The sequence below is a fragment of the Actinoallomurus purpureus genome, assembly GCF_024055795.1.
Taxonomy (GTDB): domain Bacteria; phylum Actinomycetota; class Actinomycetes; order Streptosporangiales; family Streptosporangiaceae; genus Actinoallomurus; species Actinoallomurus purpureus.
The window spans coordinates 365,746-392,521 of record NZ_JAMXMY010000001.1 but is presented as its reverse complement, the minus strand read 5'-3'; the positions used below and the strand labels follow the sequence as shown (position 1 = coordinate 392,521).

Here is a 26,776-nt window from a genome sequence, read left to right as displayed (position 1 = left end):
GGTCACCCCCGCTCCCCGAAGCCCACGCAGACGTTCTTGACCTGCGTGTAGCTCGCCAGCGCCTCCACGCCCTTCTCCCGGCCCCAGCCGCTGTGCTTGTAGCCGCCGAACGGCAGCTCGACGCCGGTGCCGACGCCGGTCGCGTTGACGTACACCTGCCCGGCCCGTATCCCGCCGGCCAGGCGCATCGCCCGGTCGACGTCACGGGTCCACACGTACGACGACAGGCCGAACGGGGTGTCGTTGGCGATGGCGAGGGCCTCGTCGGCGTCGTCGAACTCGATCACGGTGATGACGGGGCCGAAGATCTCCTCGCGGGCGACGCGCGCGTCGTTGGTGAGCCCGGTCAGCACCGTCGGTTCGATGAAGTACCCGTCCGCCAGGGCCGCGTCCGCGGGCCGGCCGCCGCCGGTCCGCGTCACCGCGCCCTCCGCGCGGGCCAGGGCGAGGTACTCCTCGACCCGGTCGCGCTGCCGCGCGGACACGAGCGGGCCCATGTCGGGGTCCGCCGGGCCGGGGCCGAGGCGCATCGACGCGGCGTGCTCGACCAGCCGGTCCAGGAACTCCTCGGCGCCGCGCTGCAGCAGCAGCCGGGTGCCCGCCGAGCAGGTCTGCCCGGCGTTGCCGAACGCCGAGCCCGCGACCGCCGTGAGGGCCCGGTCGAAGTCCGCGTCGGCGAAGACGACGACCGGGGACTTGCCCCCGAGTTCGACCACCGAGGGCACGACGTTCGCCGCGGCCGCCTGGGCGACCTTGACGCCCGTGGCCACCGAGCCGGTGAAGGTGATCTGGTCGACGCCGGGGTGGCCGGCCAGGGCCGCGCCCGCGTCCTCGCCGTAGCCGGGGAGCACGTTGAGCACGCCCCACGGCAGCCCGCACTCGACCGCGATCCGGCCGATCTCGAGCGGGCTCAGCGGCGCCTCCGGCGACGGCTTGATGACGACGGTGCATCCGGCGGCGAGCGCGGGAGCCGCTCCGCGCGCGGTGTTCTGCAGTGGATAGTTGAACGGGATGATCTGCCCGGAGACGCCGATCGGCTCGCGGACGGTGTAGTCCAGCAGGCCGGGGCCGAGCGGGATGGTGGTGCCGGCGGGCTTGTCGGCGGCGCCCGCGTAGAACTCGAAGTAGCGGGCCGCGGCCTCGACGTCGGCCCGTGCCTCGCGCAGCGGCTTGCCGACGTCCAGGCTCTCCAGCCGGGCCAGCGCTTCTCCCTGGGCGCGGATCTCGCCCGCGATGCGGGCCAGCAGGCGGCCCCGGTCGGCGGCGCGCATCCGGGCCCACTCCGGGGAGACGAGCGCGGCCCGTGCGGCGGCCACCGCACGGTCCACGTCGGCGGGGGCGGCCCGGGCGACCTCCGCGATCGGGACGCCGCGGGAGGGATCGACGACCGTGAACGTGCGGCCGTCCGCGGCCGGGACGCGCTCTCCGCCGATGAGCAGGCCCCGCACGTCGGCCGCGTCCCGAGGTGCGGGCGCCGGGTCGTGGGCGAGGTCCGGCACCCGGGCCGCCGTGCCGCCGGTCACGGCCGGATCTCCCCGCGCACCGCGCCGAAGATGATCACTTCGTCGCCGGGGCGTACGGTGCGGATCCGGCGCTGCCAGAGCACGATGCCGTCCTCGGGAGCCCGGACCTCCTCCAGGACGCGCCCGTAGTGGTCGACGATGCGGCCGAGCAGGTCACCGGCCTTGCACTCGTCGCCCGGCCCGGCGTGCCCGAGGAAGAAGCCCCCGGCCGACGAGCGGGCGAACGTCCCGGTGACCTCGGTGTAGCGGTCCCGCAGTTCGACCTGTCCGTCGACCATGCCGAGCCGGCGCATGATGTTGCGGACGCTGCCGACGTGCAGGTCGACTGTCTCCTCCCGGTAGGTGCCGCCGCCGGCCTCGATCGTGATAGCCGGTTTGCCCGCCTGCAGCGTCGACAGGCGCGCCGTGCCGCCCCAGGATCCGCCCTTCCAGACCAGCTCGTGGCCGGCGGCGAGGCCGATCGGCCCCGCCAGGTCCTCGAATCCGCCCTGCACGATCGTGAGCGGGGCGATCTCCCCGAAGGTTCCGCCGGTGTGCAGGTCGACCAGCGCGTCGATCGCCGGGATCACCTGCTCGACGAAGGTCGCGGCGAGCCGGAGCGAGAAGGACCCGTCGGAGTCGCCGGGAAAGATCCGGTTCAGGTTGGCGTGGTCCAGGCCGCTCGTCCGGGCGGCCGCCTCGAAGGCGGGCGTGTTCACGCAGGGGATGCCGACCAGGGTGCCGCGCAGGGTGGCCGGGTCGGTCTCGGCGAGGACGCGGCGGACCGCCTCCATCCCGTCGTACTCGTCGCCGTGCACACCGCCGTCCACGCACAGCACCGGCCCGGGCGCCGTGCCGTTGACCACGATGACCGGCAGGCCGAGCTCGACGCCGTACGAGCTCACGCCGACCGGGATCAGTCCCTCGGCGCGCTCTCCCGGCGCGCAGGTCAGCGGGCCGATGGTGTAGGCGGTCGTGGTGTCTGCCACCGTCATGTTCCGTTCCTCGATCTCGTGTCAGTGGATGGGGATGGCCGGGGTCGCCAGCCGCGCGGACGCCCGCTCCAGGGCGTCCGCGATGACGTCGACGATCCGGTCGAGCAGGTCACGGTCGGCGACCAGCGGCGGGGCGATCTGCACCAGCGGCGCGGCGCGGTTGTAGACGCGGGCCAGCAGCCCGGACTCGCGGAGGGCGCGCGGGATCAGGTCGCCGACCAGCTCGGCGCGGGAGGCGTCGCTGAAGCCGCCGTCCTCCCGGTCGCCGGCCAGCTCGACGGCGTAGAAGAAACCGGCGCCGCGCACGTCGGCGACGATCGGCAGCGCGCCCAGGGCCGTCATCCGCTCGGCCAGGTGGCCCTGCAGGTCCCGGACGTTCTCCAGGACCCGCTCGCGCGTCATGATCTCGATCGCCCGCAGCGCGATCGCCGCGCTCAGGGGATGACCGCCGAAGGTGTAGCCGTGGTTGAACACCGCGCCGGGGCGGTTGAGGACCTCCACGACCCGGCCCCCGACGAGGGTGGCGCCCATGGGGGCGTACCCGGCGGTGAGCCCCTTGGCGACGGTGACGATGTCGGGCCGGGCGCCGTACCGGTCGCCGCCGAACCACTCGCCGAGCCGGCCGAACGCGGTGATCACCTCGTCCGCGACCAGCAGGAAGCCGTACCGGTCGGCCAGGCGCCGTAGCCCCTGCCAGTAGCCGTCGGGCGGGGTGATGCACCCACCGCGGTTCTGGACGGGCTCGGCGATCAGCATCGCGATCGTCTCCGGGCCCTCCGCCAGGATCGCGGCCTCGGCGTCGGCGAGCAGGTACGCGGTGAAGGCCGCGTCGTCGGCCAGGTCGGTCAGCCCGTGGCGGTTCGTGTTGGCCACGAACCGGGTCTCGATCGCCGGGGCGCCGTACGGCTCGCGCAGCCCCGGATCGTCGGTCAGGGCGAGCGCGCCGAGCGTCAGCCCGTGGTAGGCGCCGCGCCGGGCGATCGCCTTCGTACGGCCCGGCTCGCCGCGCAGCGCGTGGTATCTGCGCGCCATCTTCCAGGCGGTCTCCACCGCCTCCGCGCCGCCGCCGCTGAAGAAGACGTGGTCGATGCCGTCGGGGGCCAGGGAGGCGAGCCGTTCCGCCAGCTCGATGGCGGCCGGATGCGCCGAGGCGGACCACAGCGGGCTGTAGCACAGCTCGCGGAGCTGCCGGCTCGCCGCGTCGGCGAACTCGTCGGCGTAGGAGTAACCGACCTGGCAGCAGTAGAGCCCGGACAGTCCGTCGATGTAGCGCCTGCCGTCGGCGTCCTCGACGTGGGCCCCCTCGCCGCGGCGCAGGACGAACACCTCCGTGCCGCCGGGACCGAGCGAGCCGTTCGGCGTCATGTTCAGCAAGAGGTGCCTGGCGGCCAGGGCCGGCCATTCGGTGGTGGTGCCGGTCATGGAACCTCGTTTCCGGGGAGGGCCGCGGTCGAGTCGACGGGCAGCAGGCCGCTCTCCCGGCCGGAGCCGAGCCTGCGAACGACGCCGACCAGCGCGAGGGCGAGGACGGCGACGGCGATGAGCACCGCGCTGATCGCGGTGACCGTCGGATCCACGTCGTACTGCAGCACGTTGAACACCTGCACCGGCAGGGTCGTGGTGTCGACCGAGGACAGGAACTGGGAGATGAAGAACTCGTCGAAGCTGGTGATGAAGGAGAACACCGCGGCCGCCACCATCCCGGGTGCGGCGAGCGGGAAGGTGATGCGCCGGAAGATCGTGAGCCGCCCGGCGCCCATGCTGGCCGCCGCGTCCTCCAGCCGCTCGTCGATGCCGCGCAGCGTCGCCATCAGGATGAGCACCGCGATCGGCGCCGCCAGCACGGTGTGCCCGAGGGCGATCGCGATGGGGCTGCCCAGCATCGCCGCCGGATCGAACAACAGGAACAGCCCGAGCGCGATGACGACCTGGGGAATGACCATCGGCGCCAGCACGAGCCCGTAGACCGCCGAGCGCAGCGGCAGGTCCCTGCGGACCAGCGCGGTCGCGGCGGTGACGCCCAGCAGCAGCGAGAACACCGTGGTGAGCGCGGCGACCAGCACGCTGAGGGACAGCGCACCGGGCCACTTGCTGCCGGGGGCGAACAGCTGGTGGTACCAGCCGAGCGTCCAGGAGTGCGGGGGGAAGGAGCCCAGCGCGTCCTTGCCGAAGGAGGTGACGACGATCACCACGATCGGCATCACCAGGAACAGCAGGATGACGGTGGAGGCGACGGCGAGGCAGATCCGCCCGGCCCAGGTGCTGCGCAGGCCGATCACGCCGCACCTCGCTGCCTGGCGCTCGCGCCGATCGCCCGGGCCAGCCGGAGCAGCGACAGCCCGGCGAAGGTGAGGACCAGCAGGATGACGCCGAGCGCCGCCGCGCCGTTCCACTGGTTCTGCTTCATGACCTCGTCGTCGATGAGGGCGGCGACGACGGTCTGCCGGGCACCGCCCATCAGCGCGGGGGTCAGGTAGTAGCCCAGACAGAGGATGAAGCTGAGGACGGTCGCGTTGACCAGGCCGGGCGCGACCAGCGGCAGGTAGACGCGGCGGAACATCACCAGCCGGCCGGCGCCCATGCTGGCCGCCGCGGCGAGCAGCCGCCGGTCCACGCCGCGCATCACGGCGTAGAGCAGCAGCACCGTGTACGGCAGCATGACGGAGGTCGTGCCGATGATCACACCGATCTCGTTGTAGAGCAGCTGGAACGGCGCGCCGGGGACGTGCAGGTCGACGAGCACACTGTTCACCACCCCGTGGTCACCGAGCAGGATGATCCAGCCGTACGTGCGCACGAGCGCGCTGATGAAGTGCGGCACGACGATGATCAGCATCACCAGGCCGGCCCAGAGGGGGCGGAGCCGGGACACCGCGTAGGCGAGCAGGAAGCCGATGACCACGCTGATCAGCGAGGTCTCGGCGGAGATCCGCAGCGTGGTGAGCAGGACGGCCAGGTTCGCGCCGCTGAGGGCGTCGGCGTACCAGTGCAGGGTGAGGCCGCCGTGCACGCCCTTGACGCTCAGGAACAGCGTGCTGAGGATCGGATAGACGAACAGGACCAGCATGTAGACGACGATGGGCGCGCCGTTGAGCAGACCCGAACGGGTGCGGCGGCTGCGCAGGGAGCGCCGCACGCGGCTCTTGGCGGCGGGTGCGGTGGAGGCGGGCACGGGGGCGAGGACGGATCCGGCCACTGCTCACCTGCCCTCTTCGTCGCCGAAGAGCGTCACGTCACCCGGGTCGGCCGTCAGGCCGACCTGCTCGCCGGTGACCGGGGCGCGGCCCGCCGGAAGCTCCAGCCGGATCGGACTCTCGGCGCCGGCGGGCCGGACGCCGACCCGGACCAGGGTGCCCACGTAGGTGACCGTCTCGACCGTTCCCGTACAGAACCCATCGGCCGGCGCGCACAGGCCCAGCCGGCCGGGTTGGACCGCGGCCCGGACGCGGTGCCCGGGCGCGAGCGGATGCGGCCGTGCCCGTACGAGCGCGCCGTGGTCGAGGCGGACCAGGGAGTGCTCGTCGGTGTGGTTCTCCAGCCTGCCGGGCAGGAAGTTGGCCGCGCCGAGGAAGTCCGCGACGAACGCGGTCCGTGGCCGCTCGAACAGCTCGCGGGGGGTGTCGAACTGGTCGATGAGGCCGTCGCGCATCACCGCGATCCGGTCGGAGAGCACCAGGGCCTCCTCCTGGTCGTGGGTCACGTAGATGACGGTCAGGCCGAGTTCGCGCTGGATCTTCTTGATCTCGGTCTGGAGCTGGTCGCGCAGCTTCTTGTCGAGGGCGCCGAGCGGTTCGTCCATGAGGATGACCGGCGGCCGGTACACCAGCGCCCGGCACAGGGCCACGCGCTGCTGCTGCCCACCGGACAGTTCGCGCGGGCGCCGGCGGCCGTACCCTTCGAGCCCGGCCATCTCGAGGACCTGGCCGACCTGGCGGCGGACCTCCGCCTTCGAAAGGCCGCGCAGTTGCAGCGGGAAGGCGATGTTCTCCGCGACGGTCATGTGCGGGAACAGCAGGTACTGCTGGAAGACGAAGCCGAGGCCCCGCTTCTGCGGCGCCAGCCGGGTGACGTCGCGGCGGCCCACCTTGATCACACCGGAGTCCGGCTCGACGAACCCGGCGATCATCATCAGGGTGGTGGTCTTGCCCGAGCCGGAGGAGCCGAGGAAGGTGACGAACTCCCCCGCCTCGATCTCCATCGACACCTCGTCGACCGCGACGACGCCCGCGTACGTCTTGCGCAGCCCGCTTACGGACAGCGACTTGCCGCTCCCCGCCAGCGCGCCGGCGCCGGGGCCGGACCCGCGCTGGGACCTCACTCGGGTCTCAGCCACGTGCCCACCCCCGCCAGCGCTTGATGACCGCGTCCTGGTTCTTGATCCACCAGTCGACGTCCAGGTCGAATCCGCTCTTCAGGTGCTCCGGGGAACTGGCGAGGTTGGCGCTCACGGAGGCGGGCAGCTGCTTGTACGCCGCCGGGACGACCGGCCCCATCGGGTAGAGCGTGGCGAAGTGCGCCTGCACGCTGGGGCGCAGCGAGAAGTCGATGAGCTGGTAGGCGGCGTCGGTGTTGGCGGCCCCGTTCGGGATCCCCCACCCGTTGCTCTGCCGCCGTGCGCCGTTCCACTGGTACGCGAGCGGCTGGCCCTGCTTGATCAGAGCGTCGAGCCGGCCGTGCCAGACGCTCGACGCGACGACCTCCTTGCGGCCCAGCAGTACTCCGGGGAGCGCTCCGGTGTCCCAGTACTTCTTGACCGACCCCTTGATCCGATCGAGCGACTTGAAGGCGCGGTCCACGTCGATGGGGTACAGCTTGTCCATCGGTACACCGTCGGCGAGCAGCGCGAACTCCAGCTCGGGCAGGTCGGCGTCCTGGCTCTGCAGCGACCGGTTGCCGGAAAAGGTCTTGGTGTCCCAGAAGTCCGCCCAGGACTGCGGCGTCTTTCCGCCGAAGGCGTCCGTACGGTAGGCCATCACGCTGGCCCAGTAGTTCTTGCCGATGGCGTACGGGGTGACGAGGTTGTTCGCGATGCCGGCGCCCTTGAAGTTCTTCAGCCGATCCTGATCGAGCTTCTGAAGGGCGTTCTCCTTGCCGAAGAGCACGAAGTCGGCCATCGAGTCGTCGATGACGTCGAACTGCGGCCTGCCCTGCTTGATCTGGGCGAGCATCTGCGCGTACTCGATGTTCACCACCTTGACCGTGATGCCGGTCTCCTTGGTGAACGGCTCGTAGATCGCCTTGAGGTTGGCATCCCCGTAGGTGCCGCCGCTGTTGCGGACGACGATCGTCTTCTTACCGCCACCGCCGCCGGCGGCGGCGCCGGCCGAACGGCTCGTTCCGGTTCCGCATCCCGTCAACGATGTCGCGGTGATGCCCGCCGCGACTCCGCCGACTCCGCGCAGGAAAATTCTCCGGTCGATCCGGGGTTCCTTCATCGCCGATACCTCCTGGTCATGCCGAGCGTCTGTCTCGATCCGGTCCTGACGTGGTCCCTGCCGTGATGAGCTGCGACGTGCGAATGGAGTAATAAGCCGGGAGGCGACCACGGACCGTCCGCCGAGCGGCGAGCGCCCGCCATCACGCGCCCTCGTACGGCGCGGCGATCGCCGCGAGCTCGGCACCGGGTGCGACGGTCAGACCGCGCATGCCGTAGAAGATCCGGCCGGTCGCCGTCGCGGTGACCTTGTGCTCGCGACCGTCGGCGGGGTCGATGACGCGGCCGATGATCTGGCCGGCGGTCACGTCGTCTCCCGTGCCGAACTCCGGGTACCACAGCCCGGTGACCTCGGCGGTCACGGCTCCGGCCCACACCCATTCGCGGACCTGGGGCGTCTCCGGTCCGGCGTTCCGCCGCAGCACGCCCAGGTGGTGCAGCAGCCGGTGGAGAGACTCGATCAGGGATCGCGCCGCGGCCGGATCGCGCTCGCCGAGCTGCCCGGTCTCGACGAGGACGGCGGGCACACCCTGACGGGCGGCGGCCGCGTGGCTGTTGCCCCCCTCGGCGTTCAGGCCCAGGATGACGTCCTCGATGCCGAGCGCGCGTGCCATGCCCTGGGCCCGGCCGTCGACGTCGGCGCGACCGGTGAGCCGGTAGCCGACGAAGTCGCGCAGCGTCTCGTCGATGCCTCCGCTGTGCAGGTCGACGTAGGCGTCGGCCTCGGCGATCAGCGTCTCGAAGATCCAGGCGGCCAGCCGCTCGGTCGGTGTTCCGTCCGGATTCCCGGGGAAGACCCGGTTGATGTTGATGCCGTCGAGCGGGGACACGCCGAGGCGTCCCTGGTAGACCGCCGGGGGGTTGACCACCGGGCACACCACCAGCCGGCCGTGGACCTCGTCGGGCTCCAGCAGGGCTCCGAGCCGGGTGGCGGCGTCCACGCCCGTGAACTCGCCGCCGTGCACACCGGCGGTGACGACCACGGTCGGGCCGGGATGTGCTCCGTTCACCAGGGTGACCGGGACGTGCACGGCCGTGGTGCCGAGGTCGACCCGTACGCTCCCCCGAAGCTTCGTCCCGGGCCCGGCGCGCAGCGGCCCGAGAATCATGTCCGGGTCGCCGCCGGCGTGTGCTGACGTCGTCATCTCGCTCCTCGTTGGCTTTCGCGGCGGGCCGGTCAGGCGGCCGCGCGGTCGACGGTGGACAGGAAGTCGATCGGCCGGGCCGTGGTCCCGTCGAGCGCGAGGTCCGCGGCGATGTCGCCCATCGCGGGCGACAGCTTGAACCCGTGGCCGGAGAAACCGGCCAGCAGCACGACGTTCGGGGCGCCGGGCAGCGGGCCCACCAGCGGCCGGCTGCTCTCGGTGTATCCCTCCATGAAGACCGACAGCCGGATCGGATCGGGGTTCAGGTCGGGCAGGTGGCGGCGGAGCAGTTCGGTGAACACCTCCAGCTCCTCCGGACGCACCGTCCGGTCCACCTGGTTCGGGTCGTCCACCGGACGGTGCAGCGCCCGGGACAGGCCGAGCTTCACCGACACCCCGTCGGGTGAGGGCAGCCCGTAGCAATGGGTCGGTGCGGTCCGGATGAAGGCCGGTCGCTCGGCGCCGAACCAGGCGTCGGAGGCCGGCACGTACCAGGCGTTGATCAACCGGCGGACGTCCACCTCCCACGGCAGGCCGGGGAGCAGTTCGTTGACCCACGGGCCGACGGTGACCACCGCGGCGTCGACGTGCTCGGTGCCCGCGTCCGTACGGATGGCGACACCGTTGCCCGCGGGCGTGATCTCGCGGACCGGGCTGTAGCGGTGGATGCGCGCGCCGAGCCGCTCCGCCTCGCGGGCGGCGGTGAGCACGGTGAGCTCGGGACGGATGTACCCGGCGTTGCGGTCGAGGACGGCGACGTCGCCGTCCTCGATGCGGAACTGGGGAAACCGTGCGGCGAGTGCCTCGGCGTCCAGGATCTCGTGGTCGAGCCCGTGCTCGGCGATCGACTCCAGCACGGTGCGCATCTGATGGTGCCCGGCGGGCCCCATCAGCAGGCAGCCGCTGAGGCGCCGCAGCTCACGGCCGGTCTCCCGCTGCAGCCGGCGCCACAGCGCGTCGGCGTGCTTCAGCAGGGGGACGTACCGCGAGTCCTCGAAATGGGCGCTGCGGAAGATCCTCGTCTCGCCGCCGGCGGCGCTGCGGTCGTGGCCGGGGGCGAAGCGGTCGAAGCCGACGACCTCGGCCCCGCGGGCGGCCAGCCGCCAGGCGGCCTGGCTGCCCATCGTCCCGACGCCGACCACGGCGACGCGCTTTCTGGCTACCACGAAAGGCTCCTCGTCGTCTCAGTAGGTGGAAGGGCTCTGCCCAAGAGGAGAGGGGATGGCGTATTCAGAAGGGATTCACGCGGGGTGACCGCGAGGAGGGAGCCCGGGATCGGGGTCTGTCACGAACTCCGTGCCACATTGTGGAATGGCGTGCTATTATTTGGCACAAGCTTGAGGGTTGCCAGAGATGAAGTCAAGGGGTCTCCCCGGTGGAGACCGGGATTTAACTGGGGAAACCTCATGGAAATGAAGAGCGTGATCCGCAGTCTGCGGATCTTGGAAGCGGTCGCTCAGCACCAGCCGGTGACCGTGGGAGAGCTCGCCAAGCTCTACGACATCCCCAAGTCGACGGTCCAGCGCACCCTCGTAACGCTGCACGAGGCGGGGTGGCTGCGAGCGAGCCGGGGCGACACCACCCGCTGGGAGATCGGCGCCCGGGTGCTCACCGTACGGCCGGCCGCGCTGCAGGGAGCCAGCCTGTTCGCCGCCGCACGCGAACCCATGGTCCGGCTCCGGGACGCGCTCAACGAGACGATCCACCTGTCCGTCCCGGACGGACTCGACTGCATGGTCGTCGTCGATCGCGTCGACTGCGATCGAACGGTTCGCACCTTCCACCAGATCGGTGACACGTCACCGCTCCACGCCACCGCGACCGGACAGGTCGTGCTCGCCCACCTGACGACCGCGGAGGTGGAGGAGTTCATCGCCGCCGGCCTGGAGAGCTACGGCGAGGCGACCATCACCGACCCGGCGGAGCTGCGCGCCGAGCTTCAGCGCGTCCGGCGGGAGGGATACGCGCTCAACCGCAATCAGTACCGCCCTGACGTCGCCGCGATCGCGGCCCCCATCCTCGACGCCGACGACACCCCGCTCGCCGCCCTCGCCGTCTCGATGCCCGACTCGCGCTACGAACCGGATCGGCTGCCCGAACTGGGCCGTCTCGTCGCGGAGACGGCCACCGAGATCACCACTCGCCGCCTCGGGTGACGGCCGGAAGACCGCGCGGGTGGACGGTGAGCCCGCGCGGTCGTATCGTCAGGCGGCGCGCCGCCCTCCGAGGGCGATTAGACCCTCTCGAAATACCACCACTGGTTCCTGTTACCGCTGATGAAGTCCCACAGCTGCACCCTGGTGCCGTTCGCGTTGATCGTGCCCAGGTCCGCGTCGAGGTACCGGCCGCTGTATGAATTGAAGATCCGCGAGTAGGAACCGTAGTTGACGACCGGCCACCACTGGTTCCTGTTACCGCTGATGAAGTCCCACAGCTGCACCCTGGTGCCGTTCCCGTTGATCGTCCCCAGGTCCGCGTCCAGATAGCGTCCGCTGAAGACATTCTGGAACCGGATGTAGCTTCCGTAGCCGTAGGCGTACCACCACTGGTTCCTGTTGGCGGCGATGCAGTCCCACAACTGCACCCTCGTGCCGTTTCCGTTGATTGTGCCCAAATCCGCGTCGAGACACCTGTTGTTGTAGGAACTGTGAATCCGGAACCGGCCTAGATAGGTCGGCTGCTGGGCGAGCTCCGAGCTCGTGGCCGGCGCCCGCAGGGCTTCGGCCGGACGGACGGGCCTGTCCGAACGCTGGGCGTCCGGCGGCGCGACGGCGGTCGACGGGTTGTCGTTCCCGTCCGCCGTCGCCGCGTCGCCACCTCGCGCGAACCCGATCGTCCCGCAGCACAACAGGGCCACCACACCTACGGCAACACGGATCTTCATTCTCGTCTCCATTTCCCACCGCGCGGCGATTCCCATGCCGTCTCGCAATGAATGTAGCCGGATATGAGTCACCTTCAGGACAGAGTGACGGGTATGGCGATAAAATATTCCGCCGTGCATCACTCATCCGGATAGGCAGAATGCAAGCTATCGCGCGGTCCATTGGTTCGCCAGCCATGGCCGCACAGGAAACACCAAAGTGACGGTGAAGCCGACGCGGCAGATCGCGATCAGAACAAACTGCCCTTACTCCGGGCCATTGCCCCGAAATACCCGTCGATGAGCACCAGAAGTTCGGCGTGATCGGCGTGCGTCGCGCTCACGCCGTACGCCTTTGGTGACGCGACACGCCCCCTCAGGAACGAGGCCGCACAGCCGCCGCGCGCGGCGGATCGGGGAAATCGATCGAGGGCAGGGCGTGGCCGTGGAAGTCGAAGAGGGTGAGGTTGTCGTTGGGAGTGCCCTCCCCTGGGGCCCAGCCGACGCCTGGGATCCATTCCGGCTGCCAGTAGAAGATGCCGGCGCCGTGGCGGTCCGGGACCGCCGCGACGATCGAGAGCAGGTCCGAGAGGAAGGAGAGCTGGCCGTCGGGGGTGGCCGGGTAGCCGGGGAGAAGCTGGGATGCCTGCCACAGGAAGTTGCCGAGCCGATCGCCGTTGGCCAGGGTCCAGCCGTACTGGGTCTCGACGACCGCCACGTCACGGTCGTATCGCGTGGCCAGGTCGTTCAGGTTGGCGCGCAGGTCGGAGAGCGTGCCGTGCCAGAACGGGTAGTAGGAGAGCCCGATGACGTCGAACGGCACTCGCTGCGCCACGATGTGGTCGAAGAAGGAGCGGCTCCAGGCGTTGTCGCCGCCCTGGTCGAAGTGGACCACGAGCTTCGGAGTGGGGCCCTGGGCGTCGCGGGCGCCGGCGGCGGCCGCGCGCAACAGGGTGCCCAAGGCGTCCCAGCCGGTGCCCGTCGTCCAGTCGACCTGACCGGTCGGCCAGAGCATCCCGTTGCGGATCTCGTTGCCGAGCTGCAGCATGTCCGCCGGTGTCCCCTGTGCGCGCAGCCGGTCGAGGACATCGCGGGTGTAGCCGCGCACGGTGCGGGCGAGGGCGGGCAGGTCCTGGTCCGCCCATGCGTGCGGGGTGGACTGTTTCTGCGGGTCGGCCCAGAAGTCGCTGTAGTGCGGGTCGAGCAGCAGCCGCATGCCCGCCGCCTTGGCCCGCCGCGCCATCGTCAGCACGGACCGTAGATCGCTGTATCCGGCGGGTGGATCCACCCACAGGCGCAGGCGCACATAATTCGCGCCGTGGTCGGCGAGGATCCGCTCGGGCGGAGCGACCCGGCCGCGGTCGGTGTAGGTGGCTCCGGCCTCCGCCTCCTGCACGGCGAACGACAGGTCGTCTCCGACGATCATCGAAGGTCCGCGCCCCAGCGCCCGCAGCTCGCCCACGCAGGGCGTGCCCCCGCTCTCACCGGTCACCGACAGCCGGATCCATCTCGCCCTTCCGGCCCCGGGGAGCCAGACCGGCGTCCCCGTCTCGACCGACGTCCTGCCGCGTACGACGTGGAATCGGCCCGGAGCCGTCGCGGTCGCGATCGACACGTCCGCCGGAACACCGCCCAGCAGGGTGACCCCGAACCCGCTGGTCTCCCGGGCGCGCCTCAGATCGACGGTGATCGTCCCTGACGGGCCCGCCGGGCACCATGCCGTCGCCGCGTTCCCGTCGACGGCCGACGCCGCGCCGTGTCCCTCCGCGGCGGTGTCCGCGCTCACCGAACTCGCCACGGCCAGGTTCACCACCGGTGTACCCCAGGACGCCTCCGCCCGGGCTCCGGTGGCCGGAACGACAGAGACGGCGGCGAGCAGCACCCCGGTCATCGCGCGACGGATCACAGCCACCACACTGACCGATGGATCAGAACTGTCAAGAAGATCTCTGCGTATCGTCCCCGTGCGCCCTGCCGGGCGGAAGCGACCGGGCGGCCTCGTCCAGGATCTCCACGACACGCAGGCCGAAGACGGCGTCGCAGTCGTGAGGGCGGCCGGTGCGTGCCGAGTCGGCCAGAGTGTCGATCATCCGGTTCAGCGCGGTGACCGGGGTGTCCTCGCTCGGCGGCATGGCGGTGACGCCGTGGTCGCCGCGCAGTTCGACCGCCGAGCCCGCGGCCGACCCCGGCGCGGTGAGGGTGAGCGTCACGGTGCTCGACGCGCCGGCGTCGTGCCGCAGGACGAGGTGCACCGTGTCGCCCGGCCCGGGCGTGGCGGACGCCACCTCGCGTACGTCGCCGAGCACGGGAAGCAGCACGGACAGGGCGTGCGGGCCGACGTCCCACAGCGCTCCCTTCTCATGCCGCCACGGCGAGTTCGCGAACGGCCCGCCGTCGATCGCGCCGATCCACGCGGCGTGCGCCGTGAACCAGCCGCCGCGCCGGGCCTGCTCGGCGATCCAGGCCCGTGGCCCATCAGCGAAACGGGAGGTGAAGAAGACCGCCGAGGCGACACCCGCTCCCTTCACCGCGTCCACGACCGCCCGTGCGCCGGGCACGTCGACCGCCAGCGGTTTGTCCAGCAGCAGGTGGCGGCCGGCCCGCGCGGCGCGTACGGCCAGCGGCGCCTGGGCGGCCGGCGGGAGGGCGATCGCGATCGCGTCGGTATCGGCGAACAGGGCGTCCACGTCCGCGTAAGGGCGTGTGCCGAAGCGATCGGCGAGCGCGCTCGCCGCCTCGGGCCGCCGACCCCAGATCCCGGTGAAGTCCACCTCGGGGTGGCCGTGCAGGGCCGGGGCGTACGCGAGCTCCGCCCACGGGCCCGTCCCCAGAAGTCCGATCCGCATCCTGCCGCCTTCCTCATCGCGTTCCCGGCCGGTGTGACACGCCGGTGCCCGATGGTCTCATCACGTCCGGACGAGGAGGGCAGCTCGCCGCTGCGGTACGCGGACCGTCAGGTGAGGGTGCCGACGGCCCACTGGTAGTAGCCGTCGGCGATGCCCGCGTACGTGATGTCGGACGAGTAGACGGCGTCGCTCCCGGACGGGGACGTACGCAGGCGGTACGCCGAGAAGTCCCAGGCACCGATGTATCCGTCCTCGTAGCCGAACAGCTGGCCCGGGGGGCGGGACGAGGAGCACGTGCTCAGCCAGAGCGCGTTGTTGTACGTCTTGAAATCCGTCGTGAGGCAGGTGCCGGTGGCCCGGTTCTTCAGCTGGTTGTAACGGCTGCCGCTACCGACCCAGTCCCACTGCTGGGTGCTGCCGCCGGTGCAACCGGCGACCCAGGCCTTTCCGCTCGTCGATCCGGTGAGGCACCTACCGTTCTGTCGGCTCTTGAAGGTCCAGTAGGTGGCGGCCGATGCCGAGGTGAACGAGCCGGAGATGGTGAGGAACGAGGCGGCGAGACCGGCGGTCAGCGCCAGACGCGTACGCGGCAAGATGATCTTCATGGCCCGGGAGCCTTGCGAGAGCGGACCAACGCCTGCCCTCTTGATCATTTAGTGCGCATAGACGTCCCATGAACGCTGCGTGGCCCGGATCGCAATGGCCGATTCCGGGCGCGCGACGGCACACTTGCTCGTCCGGGGGCGTGGTTTGAGTACTTGTACTCTCGTCGGCGCACGGTGGGCGTTGTCATGCTGCGTACATGATCGACACGAGGCTCCCACCGCGAACGACGGTGCGGACCGTCACCGGCGTGGCGCTGCTGCTCCTCACCGTCGGCTGGATCGGTGGCACGCTCGCGTTCTTCTTCAAGGCGATCGAACCCATGATCTGCTTCGAAGGCTGTCAGCTCACCGAACGGCAGACTCTTCGGTCCGACCGGCTCCTGATCACCTCGGTCGGCTGCGCACTCGTGCTGCCCCTGGCGGCCGTGTTCGTCTGCGTGGTCACCCGACGGTGGGTCGCGACCGCCGTCTTGATCGTCGTGGGGGTGCTACCGGGAATCGCCTACGGCGCGATCTGTGGCGTGGGCGCCGCACATGACATCCACCAGCACGAGCTCCGCCGCCCCGCGCCGCTCCCGTCGGGCTACTGCCCCTGCTACAGCGGCGGATGTGACTGCCCGGGCGGCTGACCGTCCAGGACGGCAGCGGGCGGAGCGTGCCTGAGGTGGGCGATTCGCCGCCCACGCGCGCGAACGCCGATCGGACCACTCCGAGAGGCGCGGCGCCCCCGAGATCAATCGATGTACCGAACCGGCGTTTGGATAACGGTCCGCGTGTACACGCCTGATGGCGCATAAACCGTCGAAGGCGTGTAAACGGTCGACGGTGAATAGACGGTGGACGGCGTGTAGACCGTCGAGGGCGAGTACACGGTGGACGGCGAATACACGACAGACGGCGTGTAGGCGGTGGAAGGCGAGTACACCGTGGAAGGTACGTATGCGGTCGACGGTGAATAGACCGTCGATGGCGTGTAGACGATCGTGCTGCCGTACACACCGTCGCCGTCATCGGCGAGCGCGGGTGACGTCCCGATCAGGGAAGCCGTCGCCGCGGCCGCCACCAGGCCACAGGCCGCCATCGCTTTTCTCAGCATGCCAGATCACCTCTCGAGCAGACAGGAAAAAGCTCGACGAATTTCACCCTTTACCGTGAGACTTCAGGGTGTCATGGCAGCAGTATCTCTCGGCAATCGTCCCGCTATACCAGGAGACCGTAATATCGGCGCAAACGTACCCGTTAGCGCGAGATATGAGGAAACGTTTCCTCATATCGGCGACGCCCCTCCGCGACGGCCCGCCCGCACATGCTCGGCGCCCGACGGCCGCCCGGACCGTGCTGGACCGGGAACGCCGTCGGGCGCCGAGCGATCGAGTCGGGAGGACTGGCGCGAACACAGAGGCCGGAGTCTCGGCGAACTGGAGGCCGTCATGCGCCCGCCCCGCTGAGCCGAAGGAGGGTTCACAGGATGAGCGTGGGAATACCGAGCCACTTGCCGTTCCACTTGCCACCGCCGGCGATGACGGTGCCCTTCGGATAGGTCTTGTTCACCTGGAACTGCCAGGCGCAGATGGTGGCACCGCCCGGGTCGCAGGTCCGGTTGTGGGGCGACCGGCCAGGACCCGGTCTGGGCTCCTCGCGCGCGACGGAGCCCTCCCGTCGTCCCGGCCGGTGGCGGATGGCCCCGGCCTCTACCTCCCGACCGGTCGCCCGCCTAGGCTGGGATCGACCCGAAACGATCAGCCGAGCACAGTGGGGACGCAGGTCGGCAATGGCATATGTCGCAGATCCGGTCATGCTGGAGCGCGCCCGCGCGCTGCTGGCCGAACACCCGGTGGTGGACGGCCACAACGATCTTCCGTGGGCGCTGCGTGAGCAGGTCGGCTACGACCTGGACCGCCGTGACGTCGCGGTCGACCAGTCGGCCTTCCTCCACACCGACCTGCCCCGGCTGCGCGCCGGCGGGGTGGGCGCGCAGTTCTGGTCGGTGTACGTGCCGTCGGATCTTGCGGGCGACGCGGCGGTCAGTGCCACGCTGGAACAGATCGACTGCGTACGGGCGCTGGTCGAGCGCTATCCGGACCGGCTGCGGCTCGCCCTCACCGCCGGCGACGTGGAGGCGGCCCGTGCCGAAGGACGGATCGCCTCACTGCTGGGGGCGGAGGGCGGGCACTCCATCGCGTGCTCGCTCGCCACTCTGCGCGCGCTGTACGCGCTGGGCGTCCGCTACATGACGCTCACGCACAACGACAACGTGCCGTGGGCGGACTCCGCCACGGACGAGCCGGTCGCCCGGGGCCTCACCGCCTTCGGCGAGGAGGTCGTGCGGGAGATGAACCGGCTGGGCATGCTCGTGGACCTGTCCCACGTGTCCGCCGACACGATGCGGGACGCGTTGCGGGTCAGCCGGGCGCCGGTGGTCTTCTCGCACTCCTCCTCGCGGGCGGTGTGCGACCATCCGCGCAACATCCCCGACGACGTACTGGAGAGGCTGTCCGCCAACGGCGGAGTCGCGATGGCCACGTTCGTGCCGAAGTTCGTGCTTCCCGACGCCATCGCGTGGACGCGGGCGGCCGACGAGAACATGCGCGCCCACGGCCTGGATCCGCTGGACACCACGCCGGAGGCGATGAAGGTGCAGCGGGAGTACGAGACGTCGCACCCGCGGCCGGTGGCGACGCCCGCGACCGTCGCCGACCACCTGGACCACATGCGCGAGGTGGCGGGGATCGACCACATCGGCATCGGCGGCGACTACGACGGCACCGCGTTCACGCCCGCCGGGCTGGAGGACGTCTCCGGCTATCCGAACCTCATCGCCGAACTGCTCGGCCGCGGCTGGAGCGAGGCCGATCTCGCCAAGCTGACGTGGAAGAACGCGGTGCGCGTGCTGCGCGACGCCGAAGCCGTGGCCGACGGGCTGCGCGCCACCGAGAAGCCCTCGATCATGCGGATCACGGACGCCGAGCCGTCCCAGGACGCCGCGCGCTGACGCCCCGTACCGGACGCCGAGCTCTCCCGCGACGCCGCCTCGGATCGGACGCCTGGTCCGCCCGCTCCCGGCGTCCGGATCAGTCCAGGGCGATGCCGTCGAGGATCGCGGCGGCTCCGGCGCGGGCCGGCTCCTCGTAGCGGTGGGCGAGGGAGTGGAAGACCTTCTCGGCGCGAACCGCGGGCCAGTCGCCGGGCAGGTGCTCGGCGGGCAGGTGGGGGTCGCGGCGTACGAGGTCGAGCCAGTCGGTGTGCAGCAGCAGCTGGCGGGCGAGGTCGTCGGTCTCGGCGACGGGCTCCGGGCGGTCCCAGCGGGCCAGGAACGCCTGGTAACGCCGGGCGATGCCGGCGACGTCGAAGGCCGCGTCGATCAACCGCGCGGCGTCGGTGGGCTCGACGGCCGCGCCCTGGAACGCCTTGAGGTGTGCCTCCAGGCCGAGCCCGTCGACCAGCGCGGCGATGTCGACCCGGCCGGGCGCGGCCCACATGCCGCTCTGTAGTGGCCCGAACCCGCCCCACAGCAGGCGGGAGCGCAGGTCGTGCCGCTCCCGGCGCCAGGAGTCGGGCAGGGAGAATCCCACGATGGTCCAGGTGCCGTCCCACGCGCGGTTGACGGCACCGGTCTGCCACACGCGCCGGTGCCCGTCCCGCAGCACCTCGACGGCGCGGGGCGTGAGCCCGAAGTACATCTTGCGGCCGCGCCGGTGGCGCTCCAGGAGGTCCCGGCGGACCATCCGGGTGAGCGTCGAGCGTACGGCGTCCTCTCCGACCCCGGCGCGCGCCAGGACGTCGATGATGCTGGCGGACGACAGCGCGACCTGGCGCCCCAGCACGTGGATGCCGAAGAAGCTGAGCATCAGCGACTGGGGGCGCGGTGCGCTCTCCACCGCGTCGCCCCCGTCGGGGGCGGCGACCGACGACATGTCGGCCTCGACCTGATCGATTCGGGTCACCAGGACAGCGTAGGCGCTGGACACGCCGGTCACGCGACCGTACGGGCAATCATTGGGCAAGATATTGACGACAGTATCGAATCTGCCTAATTTTGTCGTTGCCGGAGGTTCCTCTCCCGGCTCCGCGCTGAAGGGAACCCGTCTGATGGATCTCACGGGCAAGGTCGCCGTCGTCACCGGCGCCGGCCGCGGCCTCGGCCTCGCCTACGCCTCCGCCCTCGCCTCCGCCGGCGCGGCGGTGGTGGTGAACGACGTGGACGCCGACGCCGCCGAGACGGCGGTCAAGCAGATCACCGGGGCCGGCGGCCGGGCCGTCGCCGAGGTACGCCCGGTCGGCAGCATCGAGACCGCCGAGGCGCTGGTCGCGCGGGCCGTGGACGGGTTCGGCCGGCTGGACGCGATGATCACCAACGCCGGCGTGCTGCGCGACCGGGTGCTGTGGAAGATGTCGGACGAGGACTTCGACACCGTGATCGGGGTGCACCTGCGCGGCACGTTCACGTGCGTCCGCGCCGCGGCCGTACGCCTGCGGGAGCAGGGTGAGGGCGGGCGCATCATCGTCGCCGGCTCCCCCGCCGGCCAGCGCGGGAACTTCGGCCAGACCAACTACGCGGCCGCCAAGGCCGGCATCGCCGCGATGGTGCGCACGTGGGCGATGGAGCTGGCCCGGGCCGGCATCACCGCCAACGCGGTGATCCCCAACGCGGCCACCGCCATGACCCGGACGATCCCGGCGTTCGCGCCGTACGTCGAGGCGTACGAGAAGGACGGCACTCCCCTGCCGGACACACTGCGCAAGGGGTACGCGTTCGGCACTCCCGAGGACTGCGCGGGCCTGGTCGTCTACCTCGCCTCGGACGCGTCCACGGACGTCACCGGGCAGTGCATCGGCATCGGCGGTGACAAGCTCTCGCTGTGGTCCCACCCGCAGGAGATCACCGCCGCCTACCGCGACGGCGGCTGGAGCGGCGACTCGGTCGCGGCCGCCTGGCCCGTGTCCGTCGGACAGGACCCCGAGACGTACGGCATCCCGGCGCCGAAGCTGTGACCGGACGGGAGACGACGATGATCGACCTGGACGCCGTGACGGCGATCGACATGCACACGCACGCGGAGGTCTCCGAGCGCGGCGAGCACTCGCTGGCGGCCGAGCTGGACGCCGCGGCCGGCGCGTACTTCAAGACCGAGCACCGCCGTCCGACGCTGACCGAGATCGCCGCCTACTACCGCGAGCGGCGGATGGCGGCCGTCGTGTTCACCGTGGACGCCGAGTCGGCCACCGGCCACCCGCCGGTGCCGAACGAGGAGGTCGCCGAGGCCGCCCGCGCGAACCCGGACGTCCTCATCCCGTTCGCGAGCGTGGACCCCGCCCGGGGGAAGGCCGGCGCGCGCCAGGTGCGGCGGCTGGTCGAGGAGCACGGCGTGCGGGGGTTCAAGTTCCACCCCAACGTGCAGGCGTTCCATCCGAACGACCGCAGGGCGTACGTCCTGTACGAGGCGATCGAGGAGCTGAGAGTCCCGGCCGTCTTCCACACCGGGCAGACGGGCATCGGCGCGGGCGCGCCGGGCGGGGGCGGCATCCGGCTGAAGTACTCCAACCCGATGGAGGTGGACGACGTGGCCGTCGACTTCCCCGGGCTCACAATCATCCTCGCGCACCCGTCGTTCCCGTGGCAGGACGAGGCGCTCGCCGTCGCCACCCACAAGCCGAAGGTCTACATCGACCTGTCCGGCTGGTCGCCGAAGTACTTCCCGCCCCAGCTGGTGCAGTACGCCAACACGCTGCTGAAGGACAAGGTCCTCTTCGGCTCCGACCACCCGATGATCAGCCCTGATCGCTGGCTGGCGGACTTCGCCAAGCTGCCGATCAAGGACGAGGTCCGCCCCAAGATCCTCAAGGAGAACGCCGCCCGGCTGCTGGGCCTGGTCAAGGACTGACCCAGGGCGAACGCCCCCGATCCACGCCGGGCGAGAGGAGCCCTCCCCATGCGCAACCAAGGCATCGGCTCGTGGACCGCGCGCCGGGCCCGTAAGACCCCGAAGCGGACGGCCGTGGTCTTCGGCGAGCACCGCCTCAGCTACGCCGCACTGCACGACCGCGCCACGCGCCTCGCGCACGTCCTGCGCGAGCGGGGCGTACGGCGCGGGGACCGGGTCGCCTACCTCGGCCCGAACCACCCGGCGTACCTGGAGACGCTCTTCGCCGCGGGCGTCCTCGGGGCCGTCTTCGTGCCGCTGAACAGCCGCTTGGCCGACGCCGAGCTGGTGTACCAGCTCACCGACTGCGGCAGCTCGGTCCTCGTCCACGCCGGGCGCGGCCCCGAGACCCTGCGGGCCGTCCACACCGGGGCCTCCCCGCGCGCGAGCCTGGCGGTCGGCGACCCAGTGCACCCGGCGGACCTGCCGTACGACGCGCTGATCGAGGGCGCCTCCGCCGACCCCGTCGACGAGGAGGTCGGACCGGGGGACCCCTGCCTGATCATGTACACCTCGGGGACGACCGGCCGCCCCAAGGGGGCCGTGCTCACCCACGGCAACATCACCTGGAACAGCGTGAACGTGCTGGTCGACGTGGACCTGTCCGGCGACGAGGTCATGCTGGTCAGCGCTCCCCTCTTCCACACCGCCGCGCTCAACATGACCTGCCTGCCGACCCTGCTGAAGGGCGGCACCGTGGTGCTCGAGCGGTCCTTCGCCGCCGCGCGGACCCTGGAGCTGATCGCCCGGCACCGCGTCACCTGCCTGTTCGGGGTGCCCGCGATGTACGACCAGATCGCCGCCGACCCCGGCTTTCCCAGCGCGGACCTGTCCAGCGTGCGGTCGCTGCTGTGCGGGGGCGCCCCGGTGCCGGCCCGCACGATCCGCGTCTACCTCGACCGGGGGCTCGCCTTCGTCCAGGGCTACGGGATGACCGAGGCGTCCCCCGGCGTGCTGCTCCTCGACCGGTCCGACTCCCTCACCAAGGCGGGCTCGGCGGGCGTCCCCCACTTCTTCACCGACGTGCGCATCGTGGACCCGCTCGGCGGGGACGCGGCGCCCGGCGAGCGCGGCGAGGTGCTGGTCCAGGGACCCAACGTCACGCCGGGGTACTGGGGCCTGCCGCAGGCCACCGCCGAGTCGATCAGCGACGGCTGGTTCCACACGGGCGACGTGGCGGCGGCCGACGAGGACGGCCACATCAGAATCGTCGACCGGCTCAAGGACGTGATCATCTCGGGCGGGGAGAACATCTACCCCGCCGAGGTCGAGGACGCCCTGCTCGAGCACCCCGCGGTGCGCGACTGCGCGGTCATCGGCGTGCCGGATCCCCGATGGGGCGAGGTCGGCCGTGCCGTCGTCGTCCCGGAGCCGGGCACCGCCCCCGGCGAGAAGGACCTCATCGCGCACCTGGAGGACCGGCTGGCCCGGTACAAGATCCCCAAGTCGGTCGTCTTCGCCGATGAGCTGCCGCGCACTCCCAGCGGCAAGCTGCTCAAGCCCGCCATCCGCTCCGCCCACGGCGGCGCCGGCGAACAGGCCGTCGACCCCTGATGCACCAACGGGACAGCCAAGGAGACAGCGTGACCATCACCGTCAACGGCCTCGAGGAGATCATGGCGCAGGCCGGCGCCGACCTGGGATACAGCCGGTGGATGGAGATCACCCAGGACCGGGTGAACACCTTCGCCGACGCCACCGACGACCACCAGTGGATCCACGTCGACGAGGAGCGGGCCAAGGACGGGCCGTTCGGCGGCACCATCGCGCACGGTCACCTCACTCTGTCGCTGCTCATCCCCCTCTGGAGCGAGCTGCTGGAGGTCACCGGCGTGAGGATGGCCGTGAACCTCGGCCTGAACCGGGTCCGCTTCCCCTCCCCCGTCCGCGTCGGCTCCAAGATCCGGGCGCACGGCGCGATCGCCTCGGTCACCGAGGTCAAGGGCGACGGCGTCGAGGTGGTCGTGGACCTCACGGTCGAGATCGACGGGGCCGACCGGCCCGCCTGCGTCGCCCAGGCGGTCTACCGCTTCTACACCTGACGGCGCCCGGCATGCCGTCTGGTCCTCGATCTGTGAGGCTCACCCCGCGACGCGCCGGGGATCGCGCGCCGGGACCGGGGCGGACCACCGAGAGACGACGTTCGGCATACTCTTGACTGCAGTAAAAAAACAGCCCTACATTCGAGGCCGTTCCTCCATGTGTCCCACGACACACCCCGCCCGAGAACGGAGCACTTCCGTGCCTCGACGCCTCCTTCGCATCCCCACCGCCCTCGGCGCCGCTCTCGCCCTCGGCGCCGCCGCCCTGACCGGAGGCGCGTCCGCCGCCACGGCCACCACCCCGTCCCACCCCACCGGCACCCTCGCCGACGGCGCCACCTGGGTCGCGGACCTTCCGGCCCGCTGGAACGGCACGCTCCTGCTGTTCAGCCACGGTTACGGCCCGACCGTGGCGCAGGACGCCCCCTCCGACGACGCGCGCACCGCCCTCCTCGCCGAGGGATACGCGCTCGCCGGCTCCTCGTACGACCCGCACGGCTCCTGGTGGGCGCTGAGCAGCGCCGAACGCGACCAGTTCGCCACCCTGGACGCCTTCACCCGTACCGTCGCCCGGCCGGCCCGCACCCTGTCGGTCGGGCAGTCCATGGGCGGGCTGGTCAACGCTCGCATCGCCCGCGACGGGGCGGGCCGCGTGGACGGCGCCCTCGGGCTGTGCGGACTGGTGGCCGGCGGGGTCGACCTGGACGACTACCAGTACGACGCCGAGTACGCCATCGCCTCCCTGCTGCTGCCCGGCCAGGACGTACGGCTCACCGGATTCACCGACGGCCTCGCGGCCGCCGCGACCGCACTGCGGCTGACCGGCGCCGTCACCGCCGCGCAGGTCACTCCGCAGGGTCGGGCCAGGATCGGGCTCGCCGCCGCGTACCTCAACCTGGCCGACTGGGCTCCGGGCCAGAACCCGCCCGCCGTGGGCGACGCCGAGGGACAGGAGGCGCAGCAGTACGCCTGGCTGAGCCAGGGGCTGCTCGCCTTCATCGAGAACGGCCGCTGGTCCATCGAACAGTCCGCGGGCGGCAACACGTCCTGGAACGCCGGCCTCGACTACGCCGAGCTGCTGCGCGGGTCCGAGCACGCCGCCGAGGTGCGGGCCCTGTACCGCGAGGCGGGCCTGGATCTGCGCGCCGACCTGACCACGCTGACCCGGGGCGCGCACCTGTACGCCGATCCGCGGGCGCGTCGCACGCTGACGGCGACCTCCACGGCGGGACAGCGCCTCGCGGTGCCGCTGCTCGACCTGCACACCACCTCCGACCAGCTCGTCCCCGTCCAGCAGGAGACCGCCTTCGCCGCCCGGGTCCGCGCGGCGGGCGACGGCGCGCTGCTCCGGCAGGCGTACGTCGCCCGTCAGGGCCACTGCGCCTTCACCACCGCCGAAACGGTGGCGGCCGTGCACGCGATCGACCATCGCGTCACGACCCGCCGCTGGGACGGGGTCACCGAACCCGCCGCCCTGCAGCGCGCCGCGCTGTCGCTCGATCTCGGCGGCGCCGCCTTCGTCCCCTACCGGCCCGGCCGCCTCGTCGGCGTCCGCAGCTCCTGACCCTTCTCCACACCGGGAACACCCATGTCGCTGCGCGAACACCCCGACCCGGGGCCGGCCAGACTCCCGCTCGGCACGCTCATCGCGGGCTGCCTCGCCGTCTGCCTCGCCCAGATCGCCCTCGCCATCCCCGCCACCCTCAACGGCCTGTTCCAGGAGGACCTTCACCCGATCGGGTCACAGCTCACCTGGATCTCCGACGCCTTCCTGCTGCCGGTGACCGTACTCGAACTGACCTTCGGCGTGCTCGGCGACCTCTTCGGCCGCAAACGGCTGCTGGTCGGCGGATCGTCCCTGATCGTCGTCGGGGAGATCGTCGCCGCCGCCGGCCACGGCGTCCACCTGCTGTGGGCCGGGCAGGCGATCGCCGGCCTGGGCGCGGCCGCGCTCTTCCCGACCTCGCTGGCCATGGTGGCCGCCGGGACCCGCACCCACCAGTCCCGGTCCCGCGCCATCGCGACGTGGGCGGCGTCGCTGTCCACCGGCGGCTTCATCGCGCCGGTGCTCGGCGGCATCACCGGCAACTACGGGTCCTGGCGGTGGGCCTTCGTCGTGGTGACGCTGATCGCCGCCGTCAGCACCCTGGTGAGCCTGCTGCTGGCCGTGGATTCCAGCGCGCCCGAAGGGCGCTCGCTGGACCTGGGCGGCCAGGTCACCATCGGCATCGGCCTGTTCGCGCTGCTGTACGCGGTGATCCAGGGACCGACCGACGGCTGGGGCTCCGCTCCGGTGATCACCGCGTTCGTCGTCGCGGCGGCCTTCGTGGTGCTGTTCATCGTCGCCGAGCGCCGGGCCCGCTCCCCTCTGCTGCGGCTCGACCTGTTCGCCAACCGCGCGTTCGCGATCGCGTCGTTCGTCGCGGTGGTCGGCATGTTCAGCTTCCTCGGCACGGCATACGCGACGAGCATCCGGCTCGGCCCGATCCAGCACCAGAGCCCGCTGCGCTCCTCGGTCGCGTTCCTGCTGCTCAACGGCCTGGCGCTGGTGCTGCTGCCCGTGACCTCCCGGCTGCTCGAACGGATGGCCGGCCGCTGGATCCTCACGATCGGCCTGGCGCTCATGGCGGCCGGCGACTTCGCCGCCGCGACACTGCCCGTCTCCGACCGGGCCCTGACCTCTCTCGTGCTGCCGCTGGGCCTGGTCGGCGTCGGTTTCGCGCTGACCGTCTCCTCCATCACCGTCACCGCGGTCAACACGGTGCCGATCCACTACGCCGGCATGGCCAGCGCCGCGACGAGCCTGCTGCGCGACTTCGGGTTCACCCTGGGGCCCGCGGTGATCGGCGCGATCGCGCTGAGCCGGGCCGCGTCGCAGTTCACCACCGGCCTGGCGTCGTCGGCGCTGAGCCCGCAGGTCAAGGCCGCCGCCGGGCATGTCGCCGCCGAGGGCGGCCCGCTGGCGGTCAACTCCGTCCCGCCCTCGTCGCCGCCCGGCGGCGCGTCGCCCATCGCGCTGGACGCCCTGGGACACGGCTATGCGATCGGCTTCGTCGTCTGCGGGGCGGCGGCGCTGGTCTCCTGCCTGCTGGCGCTCCTCGCCCTGCGCGGCGGGGAACGGCGGGCCGAGGCCGGCGACAGCCCCTCGGCGGCGGAGACCCCTGCCCCCGCGTGACACGACCGCGCCCCTCGTCCGGGCTCGCGTGAACCCTGCACCGGCAGCCCGCGTACGGCGGGTCGTTCTCATCGACTGAGAAACGTGGAATTCACCGGGCAGGCCGTCGTTCGCAACACTCACCTGGACCGCGTCTCCGCAGGTGACGCGATGGAACACCGTAGGCTGATCGCGTTACAGCGTGGCACTGTACGTCGTATCGACGGGCTCGTAGCGTCTGCGTCATAGGGGCATGGATTTCCGTTTCC

The 26,776-nt window shown here is 71.4% G+C and carries 24 protein-coding genes; 9 read left to right on the top strand and 15 right to left on the bottom strand.

The annotated features are described in order from the left end of the window. Positions 1-2 precede the first annotated feature (2 nt). The 9 genes from NE236_RS01750 to solA form a co-directional block, all read right to left on the bottom strand. On the bottom strand, positions 3-1,523 hold the full coding sequence (locus NE236_RS01750; RefSeq protein ID WP_252839973.1) for an aldehyde dehydrogenase family protein: 1,521 nt from the start codon (positions 1,521-1,523) through the stop codon (positions 3-5). Further along, positions 1,520-2,497 carry a succinylglutamate desuccinylase/aspartoacylase family protein gene (locus tag NE236_RS01745; RefSeq protein ID WP_252839972.1) on the bottom strand — a complete coding sequence of 326 codons (978 nt, stop codon included), beginning with the start codon at positions 2,495-2,497 and terminating at the stop codon, positions 1,520-1,522. The genes NE236_RS01750 and NE236_RS01745 overlap by 4 nt, the downstream gene beginning before the upstream one ends. 21 nt (positions 2,498-2,518) lie before the next feature. Further along, positions 2,519-3,919, bottom strand: coding sequence for an aminotransferase class III-fold pyridoxal phosphate-dependent enzyme (locus NE236_RS01740; RefSeq protein WP_252839971.1), 1,401 nt, complete (start codon positions 3,917-3,919; stop codon positions 2,519-2,521). Beyond that, entirely contained in the window at positions 3,916-4,776 is an 861-nt protein-coding gene (locus tag NE236_RS01735; protein WP_252839970.1) for an ABC transporter permease, read from the bottom strand. The genes NE236_RS01740 and NE236_RS01735 overlap by 4 nt, the downstream gene beginning before the upstream one ends. After that, the gene (locus NE236_RS01730) at positions 4,773-5,693 is read right to left on the bottom strand and encodes an ABC transporter permease (RefSeq protein ID WP_252839969.1); all 921 of its coding nucleotides are present in this window, start codon (positions 5,691-5,693) and stop codon (positions 4,773-4,775) included. Before NE236_RS01730 ends, NE236_RS01735 begins: the two co-directional genes overlap by 4 nt. A 3-nt stretch (positions 5,694-5,696) precedes the next feature. Continuing rightward, positions 5,697-6,830, bottom strand: a complete 1,134-nt coding sequence (locus tag NE236_RS01725; protein ID WP_252839968.1) for an ABC transporter ATP-binding protein — start codon at positions 6,828-6,830, stop codon at positions 5,697-5,699. Then, complete coding sequence (locus NE236_RS01720) at positions 6,823-7,932, bottom strand: ABC transporter substrate-binding protein (RefSeq protein ID WP_252839967.1); 1,110 nt, start codon at positions 7,930-7,932, stop codon at positions 6,823-6,825. Before NE236_RS01720 ends, NE236_RS01725 begins: the two co-directional genes overlap by 8 nt. A 142-nt stretch (positions 7,933-8,074) precedes the next feature. Beyond that, positions 8,075-9,076 (bottom strand): succinylglutamate desuccinylase/aspartoacylase family protein, encoded by a 1,002-nt coding sequence (locus NE236_RS01715; RefSeq protein ID WP_252839966.1) that lies wholly within the window; start codon positions 9,074-9,076, stop codon positions 8,075-8,077. Positions 9,077-9,108: 32 nt separating this feature from the next. Next, positions 9,109-10,242 carry an N-methyl-L-tryptophan oxidase gene (solA, locus tag NE236_RS01710; RefSeq protein WP_252839965.1) on the bottom strand — a complete coding sequence of 378 codons (1,134 nt, stop codon included), beginning with the start codon at positions 10,240-10,242 and terminating at the stop codon, positions 9,109-9,111. 240 nt (positions 10,243-10,482) lie between these two features. On the opposite strand from solA, the gene NE236_RS01705 reads away from it, so the two are divergent. Next, on the top strand, positions 10,483-11,232 hold the full coding sequence (locus NE236_RS01705; RefSeq protein ID WP_252839964.1) for an IclR family transcriptional regulator: 750 nt from the start codon (positions 10,483-10,485) through the stop codon (positions 11,230-11,232). A 77-nt stretch (positions 11,233-11,309) separates the two neighbouring features. On the opposite strand, the gene NE236_RS01700 is transcribed toward NE236_RS01705, so the two are convergent. From NE236_RS01700 to NE236_RS01685, 4 genes are all read right to left on the bottom strand, one after another. After that, the gene (locus NE236_RS01700; RefSeq protein ID WP_252839963.1) at positions 11,310-11,960 is read right to left on the bottom strand and encodes an RICIN domain-containing protein; all 651 of its coding nucleotides are present in this window, start codon (positions 11,958-11,960) and stop codon (positions 11,310-11,312) included. A gap of 355 nt (positions 11,961-12,315) precedes the next feature. Next, positions 12,316-13,845: a glycosyl hydrolase 53 family protein gene (locus tag NE236_RS01695; RefSeq protein ID WP_252839962.1), complete on the bottom strand. Its 1,530-nt coding sequence runs from the start codon at positions 13,843-13,845 to the stop codon at positions 12,316-12,318. A 31-nt stretch (positions 13,846-13,876) separates the two neighbouring features. Beyond that, positions 13,877-14,785: a Gfo/Idh/MocA family protein gene (locus tag NE236_RS01690; RefSeq protein ID WP_252839961.1), complete on the bottom strand. Its 909-nt coding sequence runs from the start codon at positions 14,783-14,785 to the stop codon at positions 13,877-13,879. 107 nt (positions 14,786-14,892) lie between these two features. Continuing rightward, entirely contained in the window at positions 14,893-15,390 is a 498-nt protein-coding gene (locus NE236_RS01685) for an RICIN domain-containing protein (RefSeq protein WP_252839960.1), read from the bottom strand. A 197-nt stretch (positions 15,391-15,587) separates the two neighbouring features. On the opposite strand from NE236_RS01685, the gene NE236_RS01680 reads away from it, so the two are divergent. Next, positions 15,588-16,019 carry a DUF6234 family protein gene (locus NE236_RS01680; RefSeq protein WP_252839959.1) on the top strand — a complete coding sequence of 144 codons (432 nt, stop codon included), beginning with the start codon at positions 15,588-15,590 and terminating at the stop codon, positions 16,017-16,019. Between the two features lie 104 nt (positions 16,020-16,123). Here the strand turns inward: NE236_RS01680 and NE236_RS01675 are convergent, their stop codons facing one another. Beyond that, complete coding sequence (locus NE236_RS01675; RefSeq protein WP_252839958.1) at positions 16,124-16,486, bottom strand: hypothetical protein; 363 nt, start codon at positions 16,484-16,486, stop codon at positions 16,124-16,126. A gap of 675 nt (positions 16,487-17,161) precedes the next feature. Between NE236_RS01675 and NE236_RS01670 the strand changes: the two genes are divergently transcribed. Continuing rightward, positions 17,162-18,382, top strand: coding sequence for a dipeptidase (locus tag NE236_RS01670; protein ID WP_252839957.1), 1,221 nt, complete (start codon positions 17,162-17,164; stop codon positions 18,380-18,382). A gap of 79 nt (positions 18,383-18,461) precedes the next feature. On the opposite strand, the gene NE236_RS01665 is transcribed toward NE236_RS01670, so the two are convergent. After that, positions 18,462-19,334, bottom strand: a complete 873-nt coding sequence (locus NE236_RS01665) for a PaaX family transcriptional regulator (protein ID WP_252839956.1) — start codon at positions 19,332-19,334, stop codon at positions 18,462-18,464. Between the two features lie 145 nt (positions 19,335-19,479). Between NE236_RS01665 and NE236_RS01660 the strand changes: the two genes are divergently transcribed. The 6 genes from NE236_RS01660 to NE236_RS01635 all read left to right on the top strand — a co-directional run bounded on the left by NE236_RS01660 (position 19,480) and on the right by NE236_RS01635 (position 26,528). After that, positions 19,480-20,382, top strand: coding sequence for an SDR family NAD(P)-dependent oxidoreductase (locus NE236_RS01660; RefSeq protein WP_289849629.1), 903 nt, complete (start codon positions 19,480-19,482; stop codon positions 20,380-20,382). Between the two features lie 17 nt (positions 20,383-20,399). Next, the gene (locus NE236_RS01655; RefSeq protein WP_252839955.1) at positions 20,400-21,272 is read left to right on the top strand and encodes an amidohydrolase family protein; all 873 of its coding nucleotides are present in this window, start codon (positions 20,400-20,402) and stop codon (positions 21,270-21,272) included. A gap of 48 nt (positions 21,273-21,320) precedes the next feature. Further along, the gene (locus NE236_RS01650; RefSeq protein ID WP_252839954.1) at positions 21,321-22,865 is read left to right on the top strand and encodes an acyl-CoA synthetase; all 1,545 of its coding nucleotides are present in this window, start codon (positions 21,321-21,323) and stop codon (positions 22,863-22,865) included. 29 nt (positions 22,866-22,894) lie between these two features. Continuing rightward, a complete protein-coding gene (locus tag NE236_RS01645) occupies positions 22,895-23,353 on the top strand; it encodes a MaoC family dehydratase (protein WP_308209036.1) in 459 nt (152 codons plus the stop codon). A 199-nt stretch (positions 23,354-23,552) separates the two neighbouring features. Then, positions 23,553-24,917 (top strand): hypothetical protein, encoded by a 1,365-nt coding sequence (locus tag NE236_RS01640; RefSeq protein ID WP_252839953.1) that lies wholly within the window; start codon positions 23,553-23,555, stop codon positions 24,915-24,917. A gap of 24 nt (positions 24,918-24,941) precedes the next feature. Beyond that, positions 24,942-26,528 carry an MFS transporter gene (locus tag NE236_RS01635; RefSeq protein ID WP_252839952.1) on the top strand — a complete coding sequence of 529 codons (1,587 nt, stop codon included), beginning with the start codon at positions 24,942-24,944 and terminating at the stop codon, positions 26,526-26,528. Positions 26,529-26,776 lie beyond the last annotated feature (248 nt).

Coding starts and splice junctions, on each gene's coding strand:
- NE236_RS01740 (WP_252839971.1), bottom strand. CDS start 3,919: ATGACCGGCACCACCACCGAATGGCCGGCCCTGGCCGCCAGGCACCTC.
- NE236_RS01660 (WP_289849629.1), top strand. CDS start 19,480: ATGGATCTCACGGGCAAGGTCGCCGTCGTCACCGGCGCCGGCCGCGGC.
- NE236_RS01655 (WP_252839955.1), top strand. CDS start 20,400: ATGATCGACCTGGACGCCGTGACGGCGATCGACATGCACACGCACGCG.
- NE236_RS01670 (WP_252839957.1), top strand. CDS start 17,162: ATGGCATATGTCGCAGATCCGGTCATGCTGGAGCGCGCCCGCGCGCTG.
- NE236_RS01715 (WP_252839966.1), bottom strand. CDS start 9,076: ATGACGACGTCAGCACACGCCGGCGGCGACCCGGACATGATTCTCGGG.
- NE236_RS01700 (WP_252839963.1), bottom strand. CDS start 11,960: ATGAAGATCCGTGTTGCCGTAGGTGTGGTGGCCCTGTTGTGCTGCGGG.
- NE236_RS01680 (WP_252839959.1), top strand. CDS start 15,588: ATGATCGACACGAGGCTCCCACCGCGAACGACGGTGCGGACCGTCACC.
- NE236_RS01745 (WP_252839972.1), bottom strand. CDS start 2,497: ATGACGGTGGCAGACACCACGACCGCCTACACCATCGGCCCGCTGACC.
- NE236_RS01650 (WP_252839954.1), top strand. CDS start 21,321: ATGCGCAACCAAGGCATCGGCTCGTGGACCGCGCGCCGGGCCCGTAAG.
- NE236_RS01705 (WP_252839964.1), top strand. CDS start 10,483: ATGGAAATGAAGAGCGTGATCCGCAGTCTGCGGATCTTGGAAGCGGTC.
- NE236_RS01690 (WP_252839961.1), bottom strand. CDS start 14,785: ATGCGGATCGGACTTCTGGGGACGGGCCCGTGGGCGGAGCTCGCGTAC.
- NE236_RS01675 (WP_252839958.1), bottom strand. CDS start 16,486: ATGCTGAGAAAAGCGATGGCGGCCTGTGGCCTGGTGGCGGCCGCGGCG.
- NE236_RS01720 (WP_252839967.1), bottom strand. CDS start 7,932: ATGAAGGAACCCCGGATCGACCGGAGAATTTTCCTGCGCGGAGTCGGC.
- NE236_RS01685 (WP_252839960.1), bottom strand. CDS start 15,390: ATGAAGATCATCTTGCCGCGTACGCGTCTGGCGCTGACCGCCGGTCTC.
- NE236_RS01635 (WP_252839952.1), top strand. CDS start 24,942: ATGTCGCTGCGCGAACACCCCGACCCGGGGCCGGCCAGACTCCCGCTC.